This is a genomic window from Halopseudomonas xiamenensis (assembly GCF_014219065.1).
Taxonomy (GTDB): Bacteria; Pseudomonadota; Gammaproteobacteria; order Pseudomonadales; family Pseudomonadaceae; genus Halopseudomonas; species Halopseudomonas xiamenensis.
Genome location: NZ_JACLGO010000001.1, coordinates 1 through 20,988, shown reverse-complemented (window position 1 = coordinate 20,988; position 20,988 = coordinate 1). Strand labels below are relative to the sequence as shown.

Sequence of the window (20,988 nt, the reverse complement as noted above, 5' to 3'; positions counted from 1 at the left end):
CGGGGACTTTTGCTGTGATTCTGGCATGAGTTTGGGGAGGACACTGGCCCGGTTGCCGAAACTGTGCGGTGACTCAAGAATGGAGCATAGCCCAAGGCCGCTGGTATAGCGCTGGAGCGTGATATAGATACGCAGTGACGGTGATCTCGATAGAAACGGGCCTTCAGTGGCGAGTAAAGACCTCATCCAGTGTTCGGGCATCCAGAATATTATCCGCCCAGCGTTCCAGTTCTTCCGGGCTGGCCTGCTGTACACGCTGTTTGGTTGCGGCATCCAGAGGACCAAAGCGGCGGGTAAGCAGGCGCAACAGAAGATTCTGCTCACCTTCCTGTCTACCTTCTTGCCTTCCTTCTTGCCTGCCCTCATTCAACAAGCGCTCTGTCAAACCGGCCATTTTGGTGTTCTCCTGCGGATGGAGAAGCGTGTGGGGTCGGTTTCCTCCTCCAGTACAAACAACAAGGCTTCGCGCTTGCCGTCCGGCCATTCCACCAGCACGGGTATATCCAGTTCGCGATAACGGTCGCCGAGGCGTTGTTTGAGTTGCTCCTGTCGGATCGGAATGATCCGTGCCTGTTGATCCAGACCAACTGCTTCCCTGGCAGCAAAGAACTCCAGCGCCTGCTGTGGGTAGTCCAAGATCAGGTTCTTGAAGTTCTGATCATGGCTATAGGGCATTTTGATTCCCTGAGTATTGTGTGGGCGCAGAATGACAAAAGAAACAGGTGATGAATAGCGCCAAGATTGCGGGATGTGATGGAGTTGGCGGGGTTGCTCAATAGCCTTTTACTTTTACATTGAGATAACCATGTCGCAATCTGATTATCCCTGACTTGCATTCCGTCAACCAGTTGCAAAACTATCCGTCCAGCGGGTGTCATCACATGAAGGATGACCCGTAACCACTTTCGCGTAATCAGTAAAGGACAGAACAGGGATATGGACAGCCACCTCAATGACATTCAGACAGCCACGCCCGAGGCCACTACCCGAGACGCAAATGCTTCATGGGTGGTAAGGCGTTCCAGGTCTATCCTCGCATTGCTGTCAGGATTCTACCTGCTGTGGCTTTTCCTACCTGTTTATTACCACTACGGCAGCCTGCATTGGATGGAGAGGATTGCTGCCATTCTCATCTTCGGCGGGGCGCTTGGCTGGGCCATCGCGGTATACCTTGAAGGTCACAAGGGGGGCAGGCTACCTCCAGCACGCGGGCTGATTTTCATATTTACGGTCAATACTTGCCTCAACATGCTGACCAGGTTCTTCAGTCATCTATTCGCTCCTTTTGAGTGGCCGGAACTGGGAATCAAGTATGAAATCATCTCTGAAATCGACCTCTTTCACGGCGTCGCTGGGGTATTCGCTTATGCAGTGATGCTTCAGTACATGCACCGATTGAGCCTGAAAAACCTGGTGTTATTCCTTCTCGCCTGGTATGCGCTTACCAGTCTCGCTGCGGGGATCTTCGCCAACCTGGTCTATGGTTTTCGCACGGCCCCTATCCTTCACCTGATTACGCCCTTCATTTCCAGCTTGTTTTACGCTGGATTGCAACTGTTCTTCGTCAGTGCAAGCCTGTTTACCGCTTGGTGGCTTGCCAAAGGTGCAAGGCCGGTACCATTGCCGACCGGCAATAAACGGTGACTCATGGAGTCCTAACAGTTCAGTCGATCAGCCTTGCAGTTAAACACTTCAGATACCCGCCTGCTGAAACCAACAAAGATTCCAGTCTGCCCCACTCTCCAGCATCAGTTACGTAGCAGGGGGCAGATAAGCCATGGCATCCAGACCAGCCATGCTGACTCACTCCGCTGCTATACCGACTGCAGTGCCCGCAGCGACGCATCGGCAAGAAAGCCCGAGCGGCTTCTGTGTTCCGGATGATTCTTCACATATTCATCAATCCGGGCCAACAGGTGTTCCGGCAGGGTTGCATTGAAGCGCACCGCTTTGCCCAGGTAAGGAGTTACATCAAAGTCCACCAGCGCCCATACGCCATCAGCGTACTCCGGCTTCACCACGTGTACATCCACTTCGCTCGCCTGCGGCAATGGACTCCCATCCGCCACCAGCCCCTCAAAATGCAGCGCCAGCGCTTCATGCACATTATCCAGCGCTTCAGCCATGGTCTCGCCTGCAGAAAAGCAGCCGGGCACATCAGGCACGGTCACGCCGTACTCGCTGTCAGCGTCTTTATGTAGCACTACAGGATATTTCACTGCAAACCCCTCCTGCATCGCCAGCATCACTTGATACCAGCCTGCTTCAAAATACTGGGGGGAACGGTCACCCTCCCCGGTCGCTCTGGGTGCTTGAACTGATGATGGCTGCCCTTCACGGCTACCTCATACCATCCATGTTCAATCAGCAGACCAATCACCTGTCTACTGCGCATCAGCATGTCCTTGTTTACCCAAACCAATTATACACACCATACACACAGCAAAAAGAGATCTGCAAAGCAGAGAAAGAGGTCACGGATGTCCCACAAGCGGCAACAACAGGCACTCCCGGGCTGAATTAAACGGTACGGCGCTCTATACTCCCTGCATCTTGCTTGCCGGGAATGAAAGGAGACAACATGCCAATATCCCCTGGTCGCAGGTTTCTGGTACTGCTGACACTGGGTTCCCTTACCGCATTCGTCTCCCTTGGTGCGCAGGCGCAGCCGCTGGCGCTGCATTTTGAAGAAGCACAGGAGCGCCTCTCGCATGTCTCCGATGCCCTGGCCAGCTCCCGCAGCCAGGTGGAAAGTCGCCGCCAGTTGGCCGAGGCCAGTCGCAGTCTGTCCTACCCGGATGTCTCCATTGATATCCGCCGCCTGCACTTCCAGAAAAGCCTCGAGCTGCCACTGGGCTCACTGGAGCCGGTGGCCGAGGCCTTTGATATCTCCAGTCCGCTGGAATTTGCAGAAAGGGATTGGCGCACCCGCCCGATCGTGACGGCGACCATGCCGGTCTGGACTGGCGGGCAGATCAGCGCTGCCAAGGCCGCCGCCAATGCAGCGGCGGACGAAGCCGATGCCCTGCTGGCCCGGGCCGGCCAGGATGAAACCGTGCAACTGGTGGAGGCCTACTTCGGGCAGCAGTTGGCGCAACAGGTGGTTGCGGTGCGGCTGGAGGTCCGCAACGGCTTGCAGGAACATTACGACCATGCGCGCAAACTGGAACAGGAGGGGTTTGCCACCCGCGCCCAGCTGTTGCAGGCGCAGGTGGCGCTGGATAATGCCGAGCGCGAATACGTCAAGGCAGTCAATGATCTGCGTGGAGCGCAAGCGGCACTGGCCGGCTTGTTGCGCAGTGAGGTTCCCATCCAACCCTTGTCGCCGCTGTTTGTAGTACAGGCGCCGCTTGAACCCGTTGAGTATTTTGTCGAGACTGCGGTGCGCCAGCATCCCGGCCTGGAGCAATTGCGCGCGGTGGGCGAGCAGGCCCGGCAAAAGGTTCTGGCGGAACAGGCCAACTGGAAACCGCGCGTGTATCTGTTCGGCCAATATGACCTGAAACGCGAGGATGCGCTGCTCACCGAGTCCGATTGGGCCTTCGGTGTCGGGGTGAGTTACACGCTCTTTTCCAATACCGATCGCCATCGCCAGGTGGGTGCGGCGCGCAGCCAGCAACTGCAGGTGGAGCACGGTTTGCGCGATACCGCCGTCAAGCTGGAAATCGGTGTGGCACGCGCCTGGCTGGCAGTCGACAGCGCACGCCAGCAATTCACCCTGCTGGAAAGTGCCCTGGCCAGCGCCGAAGAAAACCTGCGCCTGCAGGGCTTGTCGTTCCAGGAGGGTCAGGCGACCTCCCTCGATGTGATCGATGCCCGCCTGCAGTTGGGCAAAACCCGTACTGATCGCGCCCTGGCAGCCTGGGAGTTTGACCTTGCCTTGATTCAGCTGCTGGATGTCAGCGGACAGACCCACCGTTACAGCGATTACCTTCGCCAAGCCGACAGAGTGCTTTCACCATGACCCATACCCGCTCTGCCCTCCCCCGCCTGCTGTTACTGCTGGCCGTTTTCCTGGCGCTGGCCGTTGTCATCGTCGGGCTCTGGCTGGCCTTTCGCACCACCACCGGACTGGTACAGGGCATGGCCGATGCCGACTCGGTCAAGGTGTCGGCAAAGATTCCGGCGCGGATTGCCGAACTGCATGTGCGCGAAGGCGAGCGCGTCACTGCCGGGCAGCATTTGTTCACCCTCGACAGTCCTGAAGTGGAAGCCAAGTTCCGCCAGGCCACGGCGGCGCTGGATGCGGCCCGCGCCCAGGCGGAAAAGGCCAGCGAAGGGGCGCGCGTAGAGCAGATCAGTGCCGCCGAGGCCAACTGGCAGCGTGCCAAAGCGGCCTCGGACCTGGCGCGGACGACGGCCGTACGTCTCGATCGCTTGCACAGTGAGGGCGTGGTTACCCGTCAGCAGCGTGATGAAGCCCTGGCCCAGGCAAGCGCTGCCGAAGCCCTGACCAGGGCTGCACGCGCACAATACGATGAGGCCCTGGCTGGTGCCCGCCGCGAAGACCGGGATGCCGCCGACGCCCAGGTACGCCAGGCCGAAGCGGCGGTAGCCGAGGTTACCGCCGCTCGCGATGAAGCGCTGGGACGGGCGCCAGTCGCTGGCGAAGTCAGCAAACGCCTGGCCGACGTGGGTGAGCTGGTACCGGCCGGTTATCCGGTGTTCACGCTGGTGGATATCGACAACATGTGGGTGTCCTTCACCCTGCGGGAAGATCAGTTTGGCGCTGTGGGCATGGGGCACACACTCAAGGGCGACATTCCCGCCTTGGCGTTGAGCGGGGTTGATTTTGAGGTGTACTTCATCAGCCCGGCGGGCGATTTCGCTACCTGGCGGGCCACCCGGCAATCAGCGGGCTACGATGTGAAAAGCTTTGAAGTACGCGCCCGACCGGTGCAGCCGGTTGCCAACTTTCGCCCGGGCATGAGTGTGCTGTTTCCGTGGCCACAACCCTGAACGGAGCCGCCACCGGCTTTCGTGCATCGCTGCGCAGTTCGGCGCGACGCGAATGGCAATTTCTCTGTCACTCGCCCTGGGACATGGCCTTGATCAGCTGGATTCCCTGGCTGGCCATGATCCTGTTCGCGGCGATGTTCTACAGCGCCGTGCCCCGTACGCTGCCGGTGGCCGTGGTGGATGACAGCCGCGGTCCTGTCAGCCGCGAATTGATTCGCGCGCTGGATGCAGCCCCGGCACTGGATGTACGCTCGCATCCGCTGGACCTGCATCAGGCCTGGCCATTGGTCCGTGCCATGCAGGTGGACGCGGTAATACATATCCCCGCCGATACCGACGACCAGATCCAGCGTGGTCAACCGGCAACGGTGTTCGCGTTTTATAACGCCGCCCTCACCACCGCAGGTGCCACTGCCTTTCGCGATATCGATGCGGCGGTGAAGAATCTCTCCGGTCGGATTGTGTTGGAGCACACCGCATTACAGCAGGGCGTAGACAAGTTGAAGCCCGCTCCGGTCAGCGCCCAGGTAACCGTGTTGTTCAACCCGGCGCGCAGCTTTGAGCAATTTCTGCTGGGATTGCTGCTGCCCGCGGTGCTGCATTTGATGCTGTGCGTGGCCGTCACCAGTGCCTGTTGCCGTGAACTGCGTGATGGCACGGCCGGACGCTGGCTGGAACAATGTGGCGGCAACCTGCCGGGCGCCATTCTCGGTAAGTGGCTGATCTATATTCCGGTATTTTCCCTCTACGGTTTTGCCGCGGTGCTGTGGGTGAGTGTCATCCGCGGCGATGGTATTGCCGGCTCACTGATGGCGCTGCTGGCAGGCCAGGTATTGCTGTACACCGCCTACGCCGCCATCGGCCTGCTGCTGTCCGGGGTGATACGCAATATGGGCACCGCCCTATCGGGCGTCGGTCTGTACGCCGGCACCTCGCTGGCTTTCTGCGGCGCCACCTTTCCCATCGACGGTGCCTCCCTGTTCGCCCGCATCTGGCACTACCTCCTGCCCTTTACCAGCTACGTGAAACTGGATGCAGCGGAACGCTATCTGGCTGCCCCGGCGGCGGTGACCTTCACCCATCTGGGGGCGCTGGTGCTATTCATCCTGATACCGGGAGCCATCGGTTATCACGCCTATCGCCGGGCGGTGCTTGATCCTTCCACCTGGGGGCAACGATGACCCGCACGACCATGCAGAACCATCGCGCTGCTTTTGTGGAGGCTTTTGCCAGCACCTTTCGCGCTGTTTTCACCGATCGCGCCGTGGTCATGGTGATGGTGGGCGCCGTTATTCTGTACTCGTTCTTTTATCCCACAGGCTACCGGCAACAGGTGGCCAGTGAACAACCGGTGGTGATCGTCGATCAGGATCGCACGGCCCTCAGCCGGGAACTGATACGCCATATAGGGCGTGTCAGCGCCGTGCAGGTGACGGCCCTGACGGCCAGCGAAGCGGAAGCCGCCGCCCAGGTTGCGGCGATGAAGGCCGAGGGTTTCGTGGTCATTCCCAAGGGCTTCGAGCGGGATATCCTGCGTGGCGACCAGGGGGAAGTTGCCATCTATGCCAGTGGCGCCTGGCTCGGGCGCGCCAATACCGTACTCACCGGGCTGGGCGATGCCATCACCGGTTTCGCTCGCGAAGCGGCGCTCAGACAGGCCGCCTTCGCCGGTGCCGCAGCACAGCCGCCCTTGCACCTGGTGCAGCGGCCCCTGTTCAACACACGGGAAGGTTACGGCAGTGCGGTGGTCACCGGTGTGGCCGAGCTGATCGTGCAGCAAACCCTATTGATGGGCATTGCGGTGATGGCAGGAACCCGCCGCGAACAGCGGGGACAATTGTTTTTCTCCGGCACCCAATTGATCGGCATTGCCAGCGCCTGCCTGCTGATCGGCTTCACCAATATGCTCTACTACGCCGGGTTCATGTTCTGGTATCAGGATTATCCGCAAGGCGGAAACTTCCCCGGTATGCTGGTCGGCGGTTTGCTGTTCGTTGGCGCAGTGGTGGCCCTGGGTCTGTTCATTGCCAGTTTCTTCCGCACCCGCGAGCGGGCCTACCAGCTTATTCTGGTCACCTCCCTGCCGTTCTTCTTCCTGTCCAACCTCTCCTGGCCAGCCACATCGACACCGCAATGGCTGCTGTGGCTGGCCAAACTTCTGCCATCGACACCGGGCATCAACATCATGGTCAAGTTCAATCAGCTGGGCGCCAGCTTTGCCGAGGCGGCGTGGGAAATGGCGAACCTGCTGGTGCTGATTGTCGTGTTCGGCGTATTGGCCTGGTGGCGGTATCGTCGGCCGTGCTGATTACCATGTGACCGAGGGCATCATCACGCTGCAGGCGTAGCGCAGGCGCGCTACACCCCGACAGGTCTTCCCGCAGTTACAACCTGAGCCCCCTCACCAGGGATGCAACTCCCCATTCCATTTGAAGAAGCTGCCGCTGGTCTCCAGGGTGAGCTCGTCGACCACGGCCTTGATGCCGGCGGCGCTCTCCTGCGGGGTGATCTCTGCGTTGGGGCCGCCCATGTCGGTCTGGACGTAGCCGGGGTGGACCATGGCGACGCTGATGCCCTGGGACTTGAGGTCGATTGCCAGGCTCAGCATCAGCCGGTTCACCGCCGCCTTGGTCGCGCCGTAGGCATACATGCCGCCATGGTTCCAGGTGGAGGCGGCGATCTGGGTGCTGACGGTCATTACCTTGCCCTGGGCGGCCAGCAGGTTGGGTAGCAGCGCCTGGGTCAGGCGGAACGGGCCTATGGTCATGACTTCGAAGGCGTTGCGCCAGTCATTGAAGTCGTCTTCGCTGAAGCTGGTGTTCGCCAGGCTGTCGGTTCTGCCGCCGATGATGCCGGCGACGTTCAGCAGTACATCGACCGGGGTATCGCCCAGCGCCTGCCCCACCGCGTCGATGGATGCGCCGTCGGCCATGTCGACGGGATGCAGGGTCAGTTGGCCGGCCGAGTTGTCGACCAGCCTGGCGAGTTGCTCCGCCTGACCGGGGTTGCGGCATAGCGCATAAACGCGATCGCCGCTGACCAGGTAGCTCTTGACCAGGGCAAGGCCGATGCCGCGGTTGGCGCCGGTGATAACGATATTGGCCATCTGTCGTTCTCCAGACTTGGCAAAGTGTGATCAGGAAATGATTTGGGTTGAGACGCTCAATCCAGGCGGGGAATGGATTCAGGCCAGGGCGCGCTGCCCCTGGCCTGGTGTCAGGCGGTCAGATGCCGCGTACCTGCTCCTCGGTATCCAGGTCTTCTTCCAGCAGTTCGTCCTGGCGGTCCGGGTCGGTGGTTGCCGGGGCCATCTGCGGTGTGGCGCGCTTGCTGCGCAGCTTGCCGAACAGGCTGGTGAGGGCTGCGTGCAGTTTCTCGATGGCACCGTCGACGGCGAGGTTGACCGAGTCGGCCTTGTGGCTGACCGAGATCGGTGCCTGACCTCTGGGGCGCGCCTCGATCTGGCAGCGCTTGTCCTGGGCGCCGGCCTTTTCGCCATTCTCGTCGCTGATATGCACGGTTATCCGGGTCAACTCCCCGTCGAAGCGTCCGACCTTGTTGGAGACGCTGGCGGTGACCCAGTCTGCCAGGCGGGCGCTGCCGTCGATGCGGTTGTCGCTGTGAACCTGAATTTGCATAAGCCTTCCCTCTTCATATTGATTCGGAAACCCGCGTGAATCTCTTGGCGGTATGACCAGCCTACGCCATTTGGCCGCCTTTGGGTAAAGATCAGCGGATGCATGTATCTCAAGGCATGTCCCGACGCTGGTTGGCCCGTTCCGCCGAACGGTCATCTGCTGACACTCCCCTGTAACCTGCACCCGGTTAACTGGCCGCCAGTGATATTCGGCTTTCCCGAGGTATGTGACATGTATGCAGAAAAGGCGGTGGTGCGCGTGCACGGCGACCTGAGGGTGCAGACGCGCTTCTATCCCCACCCGCACAGCGACAGCACCATCATCCTGGTCAATGGTTCACTGGCGACCAGTGCCGCATTCGCCCAGGCGCTGCGTTTTCTCTGTCCGCTGTTCAACGTGGTGTTGTTCGACCAGCCCTACTCCGGTGCGTCGCGGGTGCACAACCGCTCCCAGGCGATGCTCGGCAAGGAGGACGAGGCGCTGATCCTGCTGGACCTTATCGAGCATTTTCGCGCCGACCAGGTGATGTCCTTCTCCTGGGGTGGAGTATCGACGCTGCTGGCATTGGCGCAGCGGCCAGCGCGGATCAGGCGCGCAGTGATCAGCTCGTTCTCACCGGTGTTGAATGCGTCGATGATGGATTATCTCAAGCGCGGCCAGGAGTACATGGCCGCCTGCGACCGGCACAGCATAGCCACACTGGTCAACGACACCATCGGCAAGCATCTGCCGCCGCTGTTCAAGCGTTGCAACTTCCGCCATGTGTCGACGCTGGAAGTCCATGAATACGCGCAGATGCTCCACCACATTCGCCAGGTACTGAGCCTGGATACCGACCGCTACATGCAATGCGTAGGCAATGTGGATGTACCGCTGCTGTTTCTCAATGGCGAACTGGACGAGTACACCACGCCCACCGACGCGCTGTATTTCGCTGATCTGGCCAGGCGCTCGGAGTATGTGACCATCCGCAATACCGGGCATTTCCTGGAAATGGAACACCAGACCGCCTGGGAGGATGTTCGCCAGGCGATCGAGCGCTTCCTGCTGGCCGCGGACCAGGTGGCCGGGCTTAGACGGGCAAGCTGACGGCGGTCAGGGTGTATTGCCCGCTCCGTCACCGGCCGGTGGGGTCGAGCCGGGCTGGGTGCCGTACTCGGTGCCCAGGCCATCATCGGGTTGAGGGGTAGTCGGCGGCGGCATGTTGCCATTGTTCGGCGGCAGGACATCATCCGCAGGATCGACCGGAGTACCGAAGGCTTCGTCTGCGGGTGCATCGGGGACCGTGGTATCGACTGGGCGGTTGGGCTCGTCATCACCACAGCCAGCCAGCAGCAGGGCAAACAACGGGATACAAAGGTAAGTCAGGCGCATAAGGGTTCTCCAGGTTGAGGGGCCTCCCGGATTTTGACCCGTGCCACTACGCCAAAGTGCAGTGTTTTTTCATTCTTCTACGCAACATGAAGAAACAGGGCCTTCACCCTGCGCCCTTTGCAAAAAGGAGGGCGCAGGGTGAAGGCGGTCTGGCTCAGGGATTCATCGAATCGAATACCCCCTCTTCCCGGTCCGCTGCCTCAGCGCGCAGCTTGATCAGTTGCTTGATCTTGCGGTGCGGGAAGACATAGAACTGGTCCTTCTCAACGGCCTTGAGGGTCATCTCGGCGATCTCGTTGGCCGGGATGCGGCCGTGTTCGACGGCATACTTGAGCGCGGCGGCACGCTTGAGCGACACCTCGCTCTTTTCCACGGTATCGCCCTTGTCTGCCGGGCGGTTGCGGTCGGACTGGTGGATGCCGGTGGGGAAGAACGCCGGGCACAGCACGGTCACACCAACATTGGCCTGGGCATCACGCAGATCCAGCGCCAGGGTTTCGGAAATCGCCACCACCGAGGTCTTGCTGACGTTGTAGATACCGCTGCTCGGGCCATTGAGCCAGCCGGCGGCGGAGGCGGTGTTGATGATGTGGCCTTCGTTCTGCTCGATCAGCATCGGCGTGAAGGCCTTGATGCCCCAGACCACACCGTACAGGTTGACGCCCAGCACCCAGTCCCAGTCGTGCACGGTGTTCTGCCAGATCGGGCCGTTGACGCTGACACCGGCGTTGTTGAAGATCAGATGCGCACCGCCGAAGCGGCTCTTGCACAGTTCAGCCAGCTCCTGCACCTGCTCCAGCCGGGATACATCCAGGCGCATGGTGGCCGCTTCGGTGCCCGGGTGCGCTGCTTCGACCAGACGCAGGGTTTCCTGCATGCCGGCCTCGTCCACATCGCCGAGTACCAGTTTCATGCCACGCGCCGCGCAGCACAGCGCCAGTTCACGACCCAGCCCGCTGCCGCCGCCGGTGATGACCGCAACCTTGTTGTTGAATTCTTGCATGCCTGAGTTCTCCTGTTATGGCGCTGGCCATCATCTGTTATTGTCCCGCGCAGCGCTGTTGATGCCGACTGCCGGAGCATGCCGCGCGCGCCTGATGCCCGCCAGCGCTATGTGCATGGTTGATCGGGGGGCAGTAGCGATATTTATGGCAGATGGAACAAGCGGTGGGGTTGGCTGATCTAGGGCTTTCTGGCCTAGGCTGTGGGTTGGCGACACTCGTTGGGAGCAATCATGTCAAGATCGGTCTTGTTGTTCAGCCTCTTTCCCATGCTGGCTGCCTGCGCCCAGCCGGCGCCGCTGCCACTGGACCAGGGGCTGGCCAGGGTCAACCTGGAAAGCTCCACGCGTGGCAGTCTGCAGGCATACCGGCTGGATGGCGAACTGCTGCATAAACTGCGCTTTCCCGACCTGACGCCGGGGCCGCACCGGTTGCAGATGCGCTACCGCTTCGAGGTGCCGGGCGCCAGCTCGGGGATGGGCGAACGGTTGTCGGGGTCGCACTGGCGACGCTGCATCCTGGCCCTGGACGCAGACTTCACCGCCGGCGAGCATTACCGGATCAGCGCCTGGCGCCTGGGCTGGCGGGCCCATGCGCGGCTGGAGAATGCTGCCGGTGAACAGTTGGCGCGAGCGCAGGTGCTGCGTTGCGGGCCGGGGGTTTAGGCTACACCTCGTCATCCTGTTCGCAACGCGCCGAGACCAAGCTACACCTCGTCATCCTTCGCGAAGGCGAAGGATCCAGGGTTGCAGGCTGATCCGGAGGGGCCGGTGGATCCTTCGCCTTCGCGAAGGATGACGGAAAGCAGCGAAGGACGTAAGGAAAGCAACGGAGAATGACGGAAAGCAGCGAAGGAAGGGTGGGAGCAGCGAGGGGTGACAGGGATAGCTGACAGTCCCGTCCTGATACCTGCCGGTTCCCGCCCTTCCGCGCTTCCAGTAAACTGACGCCCTGCCCCGTCCGGCTTCGACCTCCGGCCGGGAGTCTTCCGCTATTGAACCGGAGAACCACATGTCGATCCTCAAGCGTCCGCTGGCCGTGCTGGCTGGTGTCTGCCTGGCTGTTGCCAGCAGCTTTGCCCCTGTTCATGCCGCCGATACCAAGGTGCTGCGCGTCTCGGCCATTCCCGATGAGGCGCCCACCGAGCTGCTGCGCAAGTTCGAGCCGCTGGGCAAATACCTGGAACAGGAGCTGGGCATGCAGGTGAAGTTCCAGCCGGTGGCCGATTATGCCGGTGTGGTCGAGGCGCTGGGCGCCGGGCATCTGGATCTGGCCTGGCTGGGCGGGTTCACCTTCGTGCAGGCCCGGTTGCGTACCGGCGATGCCATCCCGCTGGTGCAGCGCGAGCAGGATGAGGTGTTCACCAGCACCTTCATCACCGCCGATCCGCAGATCACCAGTCATCAGGACCTCAAGGGCAAGAGCTTCGCCTTCGGCTCGGTGTCATCCACCTCCGGCCACCTGATGCCGCGCTACTTCCTGCTGCAGGACGGTATCGAGCCGGACAGTTTCTTCAGCCGGGTCGGCTTCTCCGGCGCGCATGATGCGACCGTGGCCTGGGTCGAGGCTGGCCGGGTGGATGCCGGTGTGCTGAACACCTCGGTCTGGGACAAGCTGGTCGAGGAGAACAAGGTCGATACCGCCAAGGTACGGGTCTACAGCACCACACCTACCTACTTCGATTACAACTGGACGGTGCGCGGCAATCTGGATGCGCAACTGGTGCAGGACATCAAGGCGGCCTTCCTCAAGCTGGACCCGGAAAACCCCGAGCACAAGGCGATTCTCGATCTGCAGCGTGCCTCGCGCTTCGTCGAGACCAGCCCCGAGAACTACCAGGGTATCGAACAGGCAGCCCGCTCCGCCGGCCTGTTGCAGTGAGCATACGGCTTGATGGCGTGGGCCTGACCCACGCCAATGGTTATCAAGCCCTGCAGCAGATCGACCTGACTATCACCCGCGGCGAGCGGGTGGCCATTATCGGGCCGTCCGGGGCCGGCAAGACCAGCCTGTTGCGCTTACTGGGCACTGGTCTGATGCCTAGCGCCGGGCAGTTGCGGATACTCGATGAGCAACCCGCCTCGCTCGGCCGCGGCGCCCTGCGTCGCTTGCGGGCGCGTATCGGCCTGATTCACCAGAGCCCGCCGTTGCCACCGCGCCAGCGGGTGGTCACCGCCGTGCTGGCCGGTCGCCTCGGCCAGTGGTCGCTGCTGCGGGCGCTGGTCTCGCTGTGCTACCCGCTGGATGCCGCCGGTGCCCGCGCCGCGCTGGAGCCGCTGGACCTGGAAGACAAGCTGTTCGCCCGCTGCGACCAGTTGTCCGGCGGCCAGTTGCAGCGGGTCGGCATCGCCCGGGTGCTGTACCAGCAGGCCGACCTGCTGCTGGCCGATGAGCCGGTGTCAGCCATGGACCCAGTGCTGGCCGAGCATACCCTGGGGCTACTGAGTCGGGTGGCCGGGCAGCGCGGGCTGACGCTGGTCGCCAGTCTGCACGCGGTGGACCTGGCGCTGCGCCACTTTCCCAGGGTGATCGGCCTGCGCGATGGCCAGGTGCTGTTCGACCTGCCGGCGGCCGAGGTCGGCCAGCGGCATCTCGCGCAGCTGTATTCCAATGACAGCCTGGCTGAACATGCTGCGCCGCTGCCCGCGACCGAGCCACTACCAGCCGAGCGGATGCCGCGTCGATGCACCTGACCCGTACCGCTGCCGACCCGCGCGACCCGGCCGCCCTGCCCCGTCTGTTGTTGACCCTCCTTGCCGTGCTGCTGTTGTGGCCGGGGCTGGTTCTGACCGAATTCCGTCCCGCGACCCTGGCCGATCCGCGTAATCTGGATGTGTTCGCCCGTTTTCTCGGCGGTTTCTGGCCGCCGGAGCTGTCGCCCGGCTTTCTCCGGCTGCTGGGCAGGGCCACCCTGGAAACCCTGGCCATGGCCACCGCCGGCCTGGCCTTGGCGCTGCTGCTGGCAGTGCCGCTGAGCCTGTTGTCCAGCCGGGCGCTATCGGTCTCGGCGCTACTGACCGGCCGCCCTGCCCGGCAGGCCAGCCTGCTGCGCTACCCGGCGCGCCTGCTGCTGATCCTGCTGCGCAGCATTCCGGAGATCGTCTGGGCGCTGCTGTTCGTACGCGCCGTGGGGTTGGGGCCGACCGCCGGGGTGCTGGCCATTGCCATTACCTACAGCGGCATGCTCGGCAAGGTCTATGCGGAAATCTACGAGTCGGTCGACCAGCGCCCGGCCCGTGCGCTGCTGCAGGCCGGCAGCTCGCGACTGGCGGCGTTCTGCTACGGCATCCTGCCAACGGCGGCGCAGGAGCTGACCTCCTATACCCTGTACCGCTGGGAATGCGCGGTGCGTGCCTCGGTGATCATGGGTTTTGTCGGTGCCGGCGGGCTGGGACAGATGATCGACCTGTCGATCCGCATGTTCGCCGGTGGCGAGGTGGTGACCATACTGCTGACTTTCCTGCTGCTGGTGCTGGCGGCCGACCAGCTCAGCAGCCTGTTGCGCCGGCGGTTGGCATGAAGCGGCATATCGAGGCGCTGCTGTGGCTGACGCTGATCGGCGCCGCACTGGTATGGTCGTTCAGTTGGCTGCAGCTGGACCTGATCGGCCTGTTGCGCCACGACAGCCTGCGACAGATGGGCGATTATGCCGGCTCGTTCTTCCCACCGGATACCTCGCCCGCCTGGCTGCGGCAGATATTCAAGGGCGCGCTGGAAACCCTGGCGATCTCGGCCATCGGCACATTGCTCGCGGCCCTGGCCGGGGCCGGTCTCAGCCTGCTGGCCGCCGGGCGTCTCGGTCAGTTGGCCAAGGCGCTGTCACGCCTGCTGCTCAACGCCCTGCGCTCGGTGCCGGAACTGGTATGGGCCGCGCTGATGGTGCTGGCCGCCGGGCTCGGCCCCTTCGCCGGCACCCTGGCGCTGGCACTGCATACTGCCGGCGTGCTTGGCCGACTGTTCGCCGAGGCACTGGAGAACGCCCCGGCCGAGCCGGCCCGGGCGCTGCGCCAGGCCGGTGCCGGGCCACTGGCCGCCTTTTGCTACGGCACCCTGCCGGGGGTATTGACCCAGTGGCTGAGCTATACGCTGTACCGCTGGGAAAACAATATCCGCATGGCCGCGGTGCTGGGCTTTGTCGGCGCCGGCGGGCTGGGGCAGATGCTGTATTTCACCCTCAGCCTGTTCCAGCAATCGCGCGCCGCCAGCGTGATCCTGGCGATGCTGGTGCTGGTATTGCTGGTCGATGCGCTGAGCGCCTGGTTGCGGAATCGGTTGGGCTGATATCGGGTAGCCCGCTCAGTCGCGCTCCTGCACCAGCACCCAGGGCCGGATCACTACCGCCCACAGATTGTCCGGGTTGCGCTGGTGCCAGTCGGCGGCCTGGGTGTCGCTGGCATTGGCCAGTCGGCCCTGCTGCATCCAGCCCTTGACCGCGGCGCTGTCATCATCGATCAGCGCCTGGGCCACGCTGACCAGATCCAGCGCGCGGTCCACCACCAGCAACTCGCCGCGGGCAAAATGCGGTTCCAGGTCTTGCCACTCGATCCTGGCGGTGGCACCGAGAATGGCGGCGTAGGTTTCGCTTGGGGCGGACATGCTTTGTGTTCCTTCAGTGAGATTTGATCAAGCGCATGGTAACCATCGCTGGCTGACATGCAATATCTCCATGCGACCAAGGCAGAGGTGGCCGTATGGCACCGGCTCCGCTACAGTTCATTACACAACTCCAATAACATGAGTGAGCAAAGGGTATGAAAAAGATACATCGCAAAGCTCTTTCCCAGTTCCTGGCGATCACCACCCTGGCCGGGGCCAGCAGCCTGACGCTGGCCGCCGACAATATCAAAATAGCCCTGGCCGGCCCGGTCACAGGTCCAGTGGCGCAGTACGGCGACATGCAGTTCACCGGCGCCAACATGGCCATCGAGATGATCAACAAGGCCGGCGGCGTCAACGGCGCCCAACTCCAAGGCGTGGTGTTCGACGATGCCTGCGACCCGAAGCAGGCGGTCGCCGTGGCCAACCGCATCGTCAATGAGGGCATCAGCTTCGTGGTCGGCCACCTTTGCTCCAGTTCCACCCAGCCGGCCACCGATATCTACGAGGATGAAGGCATCCTCATGGTCACCCCCGCCGCCACCAGCCCGGATATCACCAACCGCGGCTATGAGCTGGTATTCCGCACCATCGGCCTGGACAGCCTGCAGGGTCCGACTGCCGGCAAGTACATCGTCGAGCAGGTCAAGCCGAACAAGGTCGCGGTGATCCATGACAAGCAGCAGTACGGTGAAGGTATCGCCACCGCGGTACGCAAGGAGCTGACCGAGGCCGGTATCGAGGTGCCGATCTTTGACGGCATTACCGCCGGCGACAAGAACTTCTCCTCGCTGATTGCCCGCCTGCGCCAGTCCGGGGTGGATTTCGCGTATTTCGGCGGCTATCACCCGGAGCTGGGGCTGATCCTGCGCCAGGCCCGCGAGCAGGGACTCAATATCCCCTTCATGGGCCCGGAAGGTGTCGGCAACAGCGACATCAGCGCGATTGCCGGTGAGGCTGCCGAAGGCATGCTGGTGACCCTGCCCAAGGCCTTCGATGAAGATCCGGCCAACGCCCACCTGGTGGAGGCCTTCAAGGAGCGCAAGCAGGACCCACGCGGACCCTTCGTGTTCCCCTCCTACGCCGCAGTGCAGGTGATCGCCGATGGCATCCGCCTGGCCGGCAGCGATGACCCGACCAAGGTGGCCGAGGCGCTGCGCAGCAATACCTTCGATACCCCCACCGGCAAGCTGGCATTCGACGAGAAGGGTGACCTGAAAGACTTCAACTTCGTGGTCTATGAGTGGCATGCCGACGGCAGCAAGACAGCCCTGACCGAGTGAGCACACCCGCCCCGCTCCCGGCCCCCAGCAGGCCGGGAGCAAAGCGGTTCATCACCGACTCTGCTGTCAAGGATGCGCCATGCCTGACTGGTTCTACTACCTGTTGCAACAGCTGCTCAACGGCCTTACCGTCGGCAGCACCTACGCCCTGATCGCCATCGGCTACACCATGGTCTACGGCATCATCGGCATGATCAACTTCGCCCATGGCGAGGTGTACATGATCGGCAGCTACATCGCCTTCATCGTACTGGCCGCCCTGGCGCTGATGGGTATCGAGTCGCTACCGCTGCTGATCATCGGCGCGCTGCTGGTCAGCATGGTCGTCACCAGTGCCTATGGCTACAGCATCGAGCGGGTCGCCTATCGACCGCTGCGTGGCGGCAACCGGCTGATCCCACTGATTTCCGCGATCGGCATGTCGATCTTCCTGCAGAACCTGGTGCGCCTGGCGCAGGGCTCGCGGGATATCGCCATGCCCAATCTGGTGCGCGGCGGGCTGGATATCGGCCCTGCCACCGGCTTCCATGCCACGCTGTCCTACATGCAGATCATCATCTTCGTGGTGACGCTGATCAGCATGACCCTGCTGACCCTGTTCATTACCCGCTCGCGCATGGGTCGCGCTTGTCGCGCCTGCGCCGAAGACCTGAAGATGACCAACCTGCTGGGCATCAACACCAACGCCATCATCGCCCTGACCTTCGTCATCGGCGCCGCGCTGGCAGCGGTGGCCGGGGTATTGCTGGGCATGTACTACGGGGTGATCAATCCCTATATCGGCTTCATGGCCGGTCTGAAAGCCTTCACCGCCGCGGTGCTCGGCGGTATCGGCAGCATTCCCGGCGCGGTACTCGGCGGCCTGCTGCTGGGCGTGGCCGAGGCCATGACCTCCGGCTACTTCAGTGCCGAGTACAAGGACGTGGTGGCCTTCAGTGTGCTGATCCTGGTGCTGCTGTTCCGCCCCAGCGGCATTCTCGGCCGCCCGGAGGTGGAAAAGGTATGATGCGCAACCTCAAGCCCGCCCTGATTTCCGCCGTGGTGGTGGTGATTCTCAGTGGTCTGCTGATGGGCATACGCCTGAGCCAGCAGGGCACCAGCCTGGTACTGGTGGGTGCCGGCGCCGATGTCGCGGTGAAGATCGCCGGCGCTGCGCTGTTCATCTTCCTGTTCAACCTGTTCCGCGATCAGTTGACCGCGCTGTGGCTCAAGGTGCCCGCCCTGCCCCGCACCCCGGCGGCGTTCAGCATTCTGGCTGCGCGACCGGCGGCGCACCGGCTGTTCTGGTGTTTCCTGATCGCCGCCGCGCTGATCTGGCCATTCCTGACCAACCGCAGCAACATCGACTTGGCCACACTGGTGCTGATCTACGTGATGCTCGGCCTGGGCCTGAATATCGTCGTCGGTCTGGCCGGATTGCTGGACCTGGGCTATGTCGGCTTCTACGCCGTGGGCGCCTACACCTACGCCTTGCTGGCGATGTATTTCGGCATCGGCTTCTGGACCGGGTTGGTCGCCGCCGGGGCCATGGCCGCGCTGTTCGGCTTTCTGCTGGGTTTTCCGGTGCTGCGCCTGCGCGGCGATTACCTGGCCATCGTCACCCTGGGCTTCGGCGAGATCATCCGCATCCTGCTGAACAACTTCACCAGTCTGACCAATGGCCCCAACGGTATCGGTAACATTCCCAAGCCGGAGCTGTTCGGCCTGGAGTTCAGCCGCCGCGCCAGCGAGGGCGCGCAGACCTTCCACGAGTTCTTCGGCATCACCTTCAACTCGGTACACCGGGTGATGTTCCTGTATTTCCTCGCCCTGCTGCTGGTCCTGCTGACCCTGTTCGTCATCAACCGCCTGCTGCGCATGCCGGTCGGCCGCGCCTGGGAGGCACTGCGCGAGGACGAGGTGGCCTGCCGCTCGCTGGGCATCAACCCCACCGCGGTCAAGCTCAATGCCTTCACCATAGGCGCGACCTTCGCCGGGTTCGCCGGCTGCTTCTTCGCCGCGCGCCAGGGTTTCATCAGCCCTGAGTCCTTCACCTTCATCGAATCGGCGATCATCCTGGCGATCGTCGTGCTCGGTGGCATGGGTTCGCAGCTGGGGGTGATCCTGGCGGCCATCATCATGACCCTGCTGCCCGAGGTGGCGCGCCAGTTCGATGAGTACCGCATGCTGCTGTTCGGCCTGCTCATGGTGCTGATGATGATCTGGCGCCCGCAGGGCCTGCTGCCGATGAAGCGCCCGCACATGGAGCTACGCACATGAGCGCCGCCACGCCCCTGCTGGATGTCTCCGGCCTGTGCATGCGCTTCGGCGGCCTGCTGGCGGTCAATGACGTGGCGCTGCAGGTGCACGAGCATCAGATCGTCTCGTTGATCGGCCCCAACGGTGCCGGCAAGACCACGGTATTCAACTGCCTGACCGGTTTCTACAAGCCCAGCGCCGGCAGCATCCGCTTTCGCGGAGAGGAGGTCAGCGGCGTGCCGGGCTTCAAGCTGGCGCGCAAGGGCATGGTGCGCACCTTCCAGCACGTGCGGCTGTTCAAGCAGATGAGCGTGGTGGAGAACCTGCTGGTGGCCCAGCATCACCACATGAATACCAACATGCTGGCCGGGCTGCTGAAGACCCCGGGCTTTCGCCGCAGCGAGAAGGAAGCGCTGGAGCGCGCCGCGCAGTGGCTGGAGCGCACCGGCCTGCTGGAGTTCGCCAACCGCACCGCCGGCACCCTGGCCTACGGTCAGCAGCGCCGCCTGGAGATCGCCCGCTGCATGGTCACCCGGCCGACCCTGCTGATGCTCGACGAACCCGCCGCCGGGCTCAACCCGCGGGAAACCGCCGACCTGCAGGAGCTGATCGCCGAATTGCGCGGCGAGCATGGACTGACCATCCTGCTGATCGAACACGACATGAAACTGGTGATGGGTATTTCCGACCACGTGGTGGTGATCAACCAGGGCTGTCCGCTGGCGGCGGGCTCCCCCGAGGAGGTATGCCGCAACCCGGATGTGATCAAGGCCTACCTGGGGGAAACCTGATGCTGTCGTTCACCGAGGTCAATACCTTCTATGGCAAGATCCAGGCACTGCACAATGTCAGCCTTGAGGTGCAGCAGGGCGAGATCGTCACCCTGATCGGTGCCAACGGCGCCGGCAAGACCACCCTGCTGATGACCCTGTGCGGCGACCCCGGCCCGACCAGCGGCAGCATTCGCTACCATGGCGAGGAACTGGCCGGCATGGCTACCTGCGACATCATGCGCCGGGATATCGCCATCGTGCCCGAGGGGCGCCGGGTGTTCTCCCGGCTGACGGTGGAGGAGAACCTGGCGATGGGCGCGTTCTTCCTCGATCGCCAGCAGATCCAGCCGCAGCTGCAGACCACCCTGGAGCTGTTTCCACGACTGAAGGAACGCTACCAGCAGCGCGCCGGCACCATGTCCGGCGGCGAACAGCAGATGCTCGCCATCGGCCGAGCACTGATGAGCAAACCCAAGCTGCTGTTGCTCGACGAGCCCTCGCTGGGCCTGGCGCCGATCATCATCCAGCAGATATTCGAGATCATCGAGGAACTGCGCCGCCAGGGGGTGACCATCTTCCTGGTCGAGCAGAACGCCAACCAGGCGCTGAAACTGGCTGACCGGGGTTATGTGATGGAGCACGGGCATATTCTCATGCAGGGCAGCGGCGAGGAGCTGCTGGCCAACCCGCAGGTGCGCGAGGCTTATCTGGGGGCGTGACCGATGCTTCGGGCGCCCCCTGGCTTCAGCGATGCTGAAGCAGTCGTCGAGCAGGCGCTCGACAACCCGGAGCTAGGCTGAGCCAGGAGCAATACCGGATGCAGCACCATCGGGGTGTAGCGCCCCTGCGCTACGCCGGCGGACTCCCACCAGCTCCAACAGCAACGTCGTCGAGCAGGCGTTCGACAACCCGGAGCGAGACTGAGCCGGGAGCAATACCGGATACAGCACCATCGGGGTGTAGCGCGCCTGCGCTACGCCGGCGGACTCCCACCCGCTCCAACAGCAACGTCGTCGAGCAGGCGCTCGATAAGATGGTCTCCTCCCTCTCCCTCTACGGCGTCGCGATGCGCCAGAGGATAGATGCTAAACATCTATTGATAACGAAAGGAGATGGGAGGAGACCA

25 protein-coding genes are annotated in these 20,988 nt (G+C 62.7%); 16 read left to right on the top strand and 9 right to left on the bottom strand.

Features of this window, described 5'->3' with window-relative positions:
• Nucleotides 1-163: 163 nt before the first annotated feature.
• Together H6X51_RS19905 and H6X51_RS19900 are read right to left on the bottom strand one after the other, a co-directional pair.
• Nucleotides 164-394, bottom strand: a complete 231-nt coding sequence (locus tag H6X51_RS19905) for a DUF4351 domain-containing protein (protein ID WP_221627140.1) — start codon at nucleotides 392-394, stop codon at nucleotides 164-166.
• Nucleotides 382-675, bottom strand: coding sequence for a hypothetical protein (locus H6X51_RS19900; protein ID WP_221627139.1), 294 nt, complete (start codon nucleotides 673-675; stop codon nucleotides 382-384). Before H6X51_RS19900 ends, H6X51_RS19905 begins: the two co-directional genes overlap by 13 nt.
• Nucleotides 676-936: 261 nt before the next feature.
• On the opposite strand from H6X51_RS19900, the gene H6X51_RS00115 reads away from it, so the two are divergent.
• A complete protein-coding gene (locus H6X51_RS00115; protein WP_185265491.1) occupies nucleotides 937-1,644 on the top strand; it encodes a hypothetical protein in 708 nt (235 codons plus the stop codon).
• 170 nt (nucleotides 1,645-1,814) lie between these two features.
• On the opposite strand, the gene H6X51_RS00110 is transcribed toward H6X51_RS00115, so the two are convergent.
• Nucleotides 1,815-2,219: a type II toxin-antitoxin system HicB family antitoxin gene (locus H6X51_RS00110; RefSeq protein WP_185265709.1), complete on the bottom strand. Its 405-nt coding sequence runs from the start codon at nucleotides 2,217-2,219 to the stop codon at nucleotides 1,815-1,817.
• A 26-nt stretch (nucleotides 2,220-2,245) separates the two neighbouring features.
• A complete protein-coding gene (locus H6X51_RS00105) occupies nucleotides 2,246-2,395 on the bottom strand; it encodes a type II toxin-antitoxin system HicA family toxin (RefSeq protein ID WP_185265490.1) in 150 nt (49 codons plus the stop codon).
• A gap of 186 nt (nucleotides 2,396-2,581) precedes the next feature.
• Here H6X51_RS00105 and H6X51_RS00100 point away from each other — a divergent pair, with 186 nt between their 5' ends.
• From H6X51_RS00100 to H6X51_RS00085, 4 genes are read left to right on the top strand one after another with little or no spacing between them, the layout of a single operon-like run.
• Nucleotides 2,582-3,964 carry a TolC family protein gene (locus H6X51_RS00100; RefSeq protein WP_185265489.1) on the top strand — a complete coding sequence of 461 codons (1,383 nt, stop codon included), beginning with the start codon at nucleotides 2,582-2,584 and terminating at the stop codon, nucleotides 3,962-3,964.
• On the top strand, nucleotides 3,961-4,959 hold the full coding sequence (locus H6X51_RS00095) for an HlyD family secretion protein (protein WP_185265488.1): 999 nt from the start codon (nucleotides 3,961-3,963) through the stop codon (nucleotides 4,957-4,959). Before H6X51_RS00100 ends, H6X51_RS00095 begins: the two co-directional genes overlap by 4 nt.
• The gene (locus H6X51_RS00090; RefSeq protein WP_185265487.1) at nucleotides 4,944-6,140 is read left to right on the top strand and encodes an ABC transporter permease; all 1,197 of its coding nucleotides are present in this window, start codon (nucleotides 4,944-4,946) and stop codon (nucleotides 6,138-6,140) included. The genes H6X51_RS00095 and H6X51_RS00090 overlap by 16 nt, the downstream gene beginning before the upstream one ends.
• A complete protein-coding gene (locus H6X51_RS00085) occupies nucleotides 6,137-7,267 on the top strand; it encodes an ABC transporter permease (protein WP_185265486.1) in 1,131 nt (376 codons plus the stop codon). The genes H6X51_RS00090 and H6X51_RS00085 overlap by 4 nt, the downstream gene beginning before the upstream one ends.
• A gap of 93 nt (nucleotides 7,268-7,360) precedes the next feature.
• Here the strand turns inward: H6X51_RS00085 and H6X51_RS00080 are convergent, their stop codons facing one another.
• Nucleotides 7,361-8,065 (bottom strand): SDR family oxidoreductase, encoded by a 705-nt coding sequence (locus H6X51_RS00080; protein WP_185265485.1) that lies wholly within the window; start codon nucleotides 8,063-8,065, stop codon nucleotides 7,361-7,363.
• A gap of 118 nt (nucleotides 8,066-8,183) precedes the next feature.
• Complete coding sequence (locus tag H6X51_RS00075) at nucleotides 8,184-8,597, bottom strand: HPF/RaiA family ribosome-associated protein (RefSeq protein ID WP_185265484.1); 414 nt, start codon at nucleotides 8,595-8,597, stop codon at nucleotides 8,184-8,186.
• 231 nt (nucleotides 8,598-8,828) lie between these two features.
• Here H6X51_RS00075 and H6X51_RS00070 point away from each other — a divergent pair, with 231 nt between their 5' ends.
• Nucleotides 8,829-9,686 (top strand): alpha/beta fold hydrolase, encoded by an 858-nt coding sequence (locus H6X51_RS00070; RefSeq protein ID WP_185265483.1) that lies wholly within the window; start codon nucleotides 8,829-8,831, stop codon nucleotides 9,684-9,686.
• Nucleotides 9,687-9,692: 6 nt separating this feature from the next.
• Here H6X51_RS00070 and H6X51_RS00065 read toward each other — a convergent pair whose 3' ends face one another.
• A complete protein-coding gene (locus tag H6X51_RS00065) occupies nucleotides 9,693-9,971 on the bottom strand; it encodes a hypothetical protein (RefSeq protein WP_185265482.1) in 279 nt (92 codons plus the stop codon).
• 154 nt (nucleotides 9,972-10,125) lie between these two features.
• A complete protein-coding gene (locus H6X51_RS00060; protein ID WP_185265481.1) occupies nucleotides 10,126-10,974 on the bottom strand; it encodes an SDR family NAD(P)-dependent oxidoreductase in 849 nt (282 codons plus the stop codon).
• 231 nt (nucleotides 10,975-11,205) lie between these two features.
• Here H6X51_RS00060 and H6X51_RS00055 point away from each other — a divergent pair, with 231 nt between their 5' ends.
• The 5 genes from H6X51_RS00055 (at nucleotide 11,206) to phnE (ending at nucleotide 15,253) form a co-directional block, all read left to right on the top strand.
• Nucleotides 11,206-11,637 carry a PA0061/PA0062 family lipoprotein gene (locus H6X51_RS00055; protein WP_185265480.1) on the top strand — a complete coding sequence of 144 codons (432 nt, stop codon included), beginning with the start codon at nucleotides 11,206-11,208 and terminating at the stop codon, nucleotides 11,635-11,637.
• 352 nt (nucleotides 11,638-11,989) lie between these two features.
• Complete coding sequence (locus H6X51_RS00050) at nucleotides 11,990-12,853, top strand: putative selenate ABC transporter substrate-binding protein (RefSeq protein WP_185265708.1); 864 nt, start codon at nucleotides 11,990-11,992, stop codon at nucleotides 12,851-12,853.
• A complete protein-coding gene (locus tag H6X51_RS00045; protein ID WP_185265479.1) occupies nucleotides 12,850-13,665 on the top strand; it encodes a phosphonate ABC transporter ATP-binding protein in 816 nt (271 codons plus the stop codon). The genes H6X51_RS00050 and H6X51_RS00045 overlap by 4 nt, the downstream gene beginning before the upstream one ends.
• Complete coding sequence (locus tag H6X51_RS00040; RefSeq protein WP_185265478.1) at nucleotides 13,656-14,492, top strand: PhnE/PtxC family ABC transporter permease; 837 nt, start codon at nucleotides 13,656-13,658, stop codon at nucleotides 14,490-14,492. Before H6X51_RS00045 ends, H6X51_RS00040 begins: the two co-directional genes overlap by 10 nt.
• Complete coding sequence (gene phnE, locus H6X51_RS00035) at nucleotides 14,489-15,253, top strand: phosphonate ABC transporter, permease protein PhnE (RefSeq protein WP_185265477.1); 765 nt, start codon at nucleotides 14,489-14,491, stop codon at nucleotides 15,251-15,253. Before H6X51_RS00040 ends, phnE begins: the two co-directional genes overlap by 4 nt.
• Before the next feature lie 15 nt (nucleotides 15,254-15,268).
• Here phnE and H6X51_RS00030 read toward each other — a convergent pair whose 3' ends face one another.
• On the bottom strand, nucleotides 15,269-15,568 hold the full coding sequence (locus H6X51_RS00030) for a DUF2288 domain-containing protein (protein ID WP_185265476.1): 300 nt from the start codon (nucleotides 15,566-15,568) through the stop codon (nucleotides 15,269-15,271).
• Between the two features lie 155 nt (nucleotides 15,569-15,723).
• On the opposite strand from H6X51_RS00030, the gene H6X51_RS00025 reads away from it, so the two are divergent.
• From H6X51_RS00025 to H6X51_RS00005, 5 genes are all read left to right on the top strand, one after another.
• Nucleotides 15,724-16,851, top strand: coding sequence for a branched-chain amino acid ABC transporter substrate-binding protein (locus H6X51_RS00025; protein ID WP_185265475.1), 1,128 nt, complete (start codon nucleotides 15,724-15,726; stop codon nucleotides 16,849-16,851).
• A 79-nt stretch (nucleotides 16,852-16,930) separates the two neighbouring features.
• On the top strand, nucleotides 16,931-17,857 hold the full coding sequence (gene livH / locus H6X51_RS00020) for a high-affinity branched-chain amino acid ABC transporter permease LivH (RefSeq protein WP_185265474.1): 927 nt from the start codon (nucleotides 16,931-16,933) through the stop codon (nucleotides 17,855-17,857).
• Nucleotides 17,854-19,110: a high-affinity branched-chain amino acid ABC transporter permease LivM gene (locus H6X51_RS00015; RefSeq protein WP_185265473.1), complete on the top strand. Its 1,257-nt coding sequence runs from the start codon at nucleotides 17,854-17,856 to the stop codon at nucleotides 19,108-19,110. Before livH ends, H6X51_RS00015 begins: the two co-directional genes overlap by 4 nt.
• Complete coding sequence (gene livG / locus H6X51_RS00010; RefSeq protein ID WP_185265472.1) at nucleotides 19,107-19,880, top strand: high-affinity branched-chain amino acid ABC transporter ATP-binding protein LivG; 774 nt, start codon at nucleotides 19,107-19,109, stop codon at nucleotides 19,878-19,880. The genes H6X51_RS00015 and livG overlap by 4 nt, the downstream gene beginning before the upstream one ends.
• The gene (locus tag H6X51_RS00005; RefSeq protein ID WP_185265471.1) at nucleotides 19,880-20,581 is read left to right on the top strand and encodes an ABC transporter ATP-binding protein; all 702 of its coding nucleotides are present in this window, start codon (nucleotides 19,880-19,882) and stop codon (nucleotides 20,579-20,581) included. Before livG ends, H6X51_RS00005 begins: the two co-directional genes overlap by 1 nt.
• Nucleotides 20,582-20,988 lie beyond the last annotated feature (407 nt).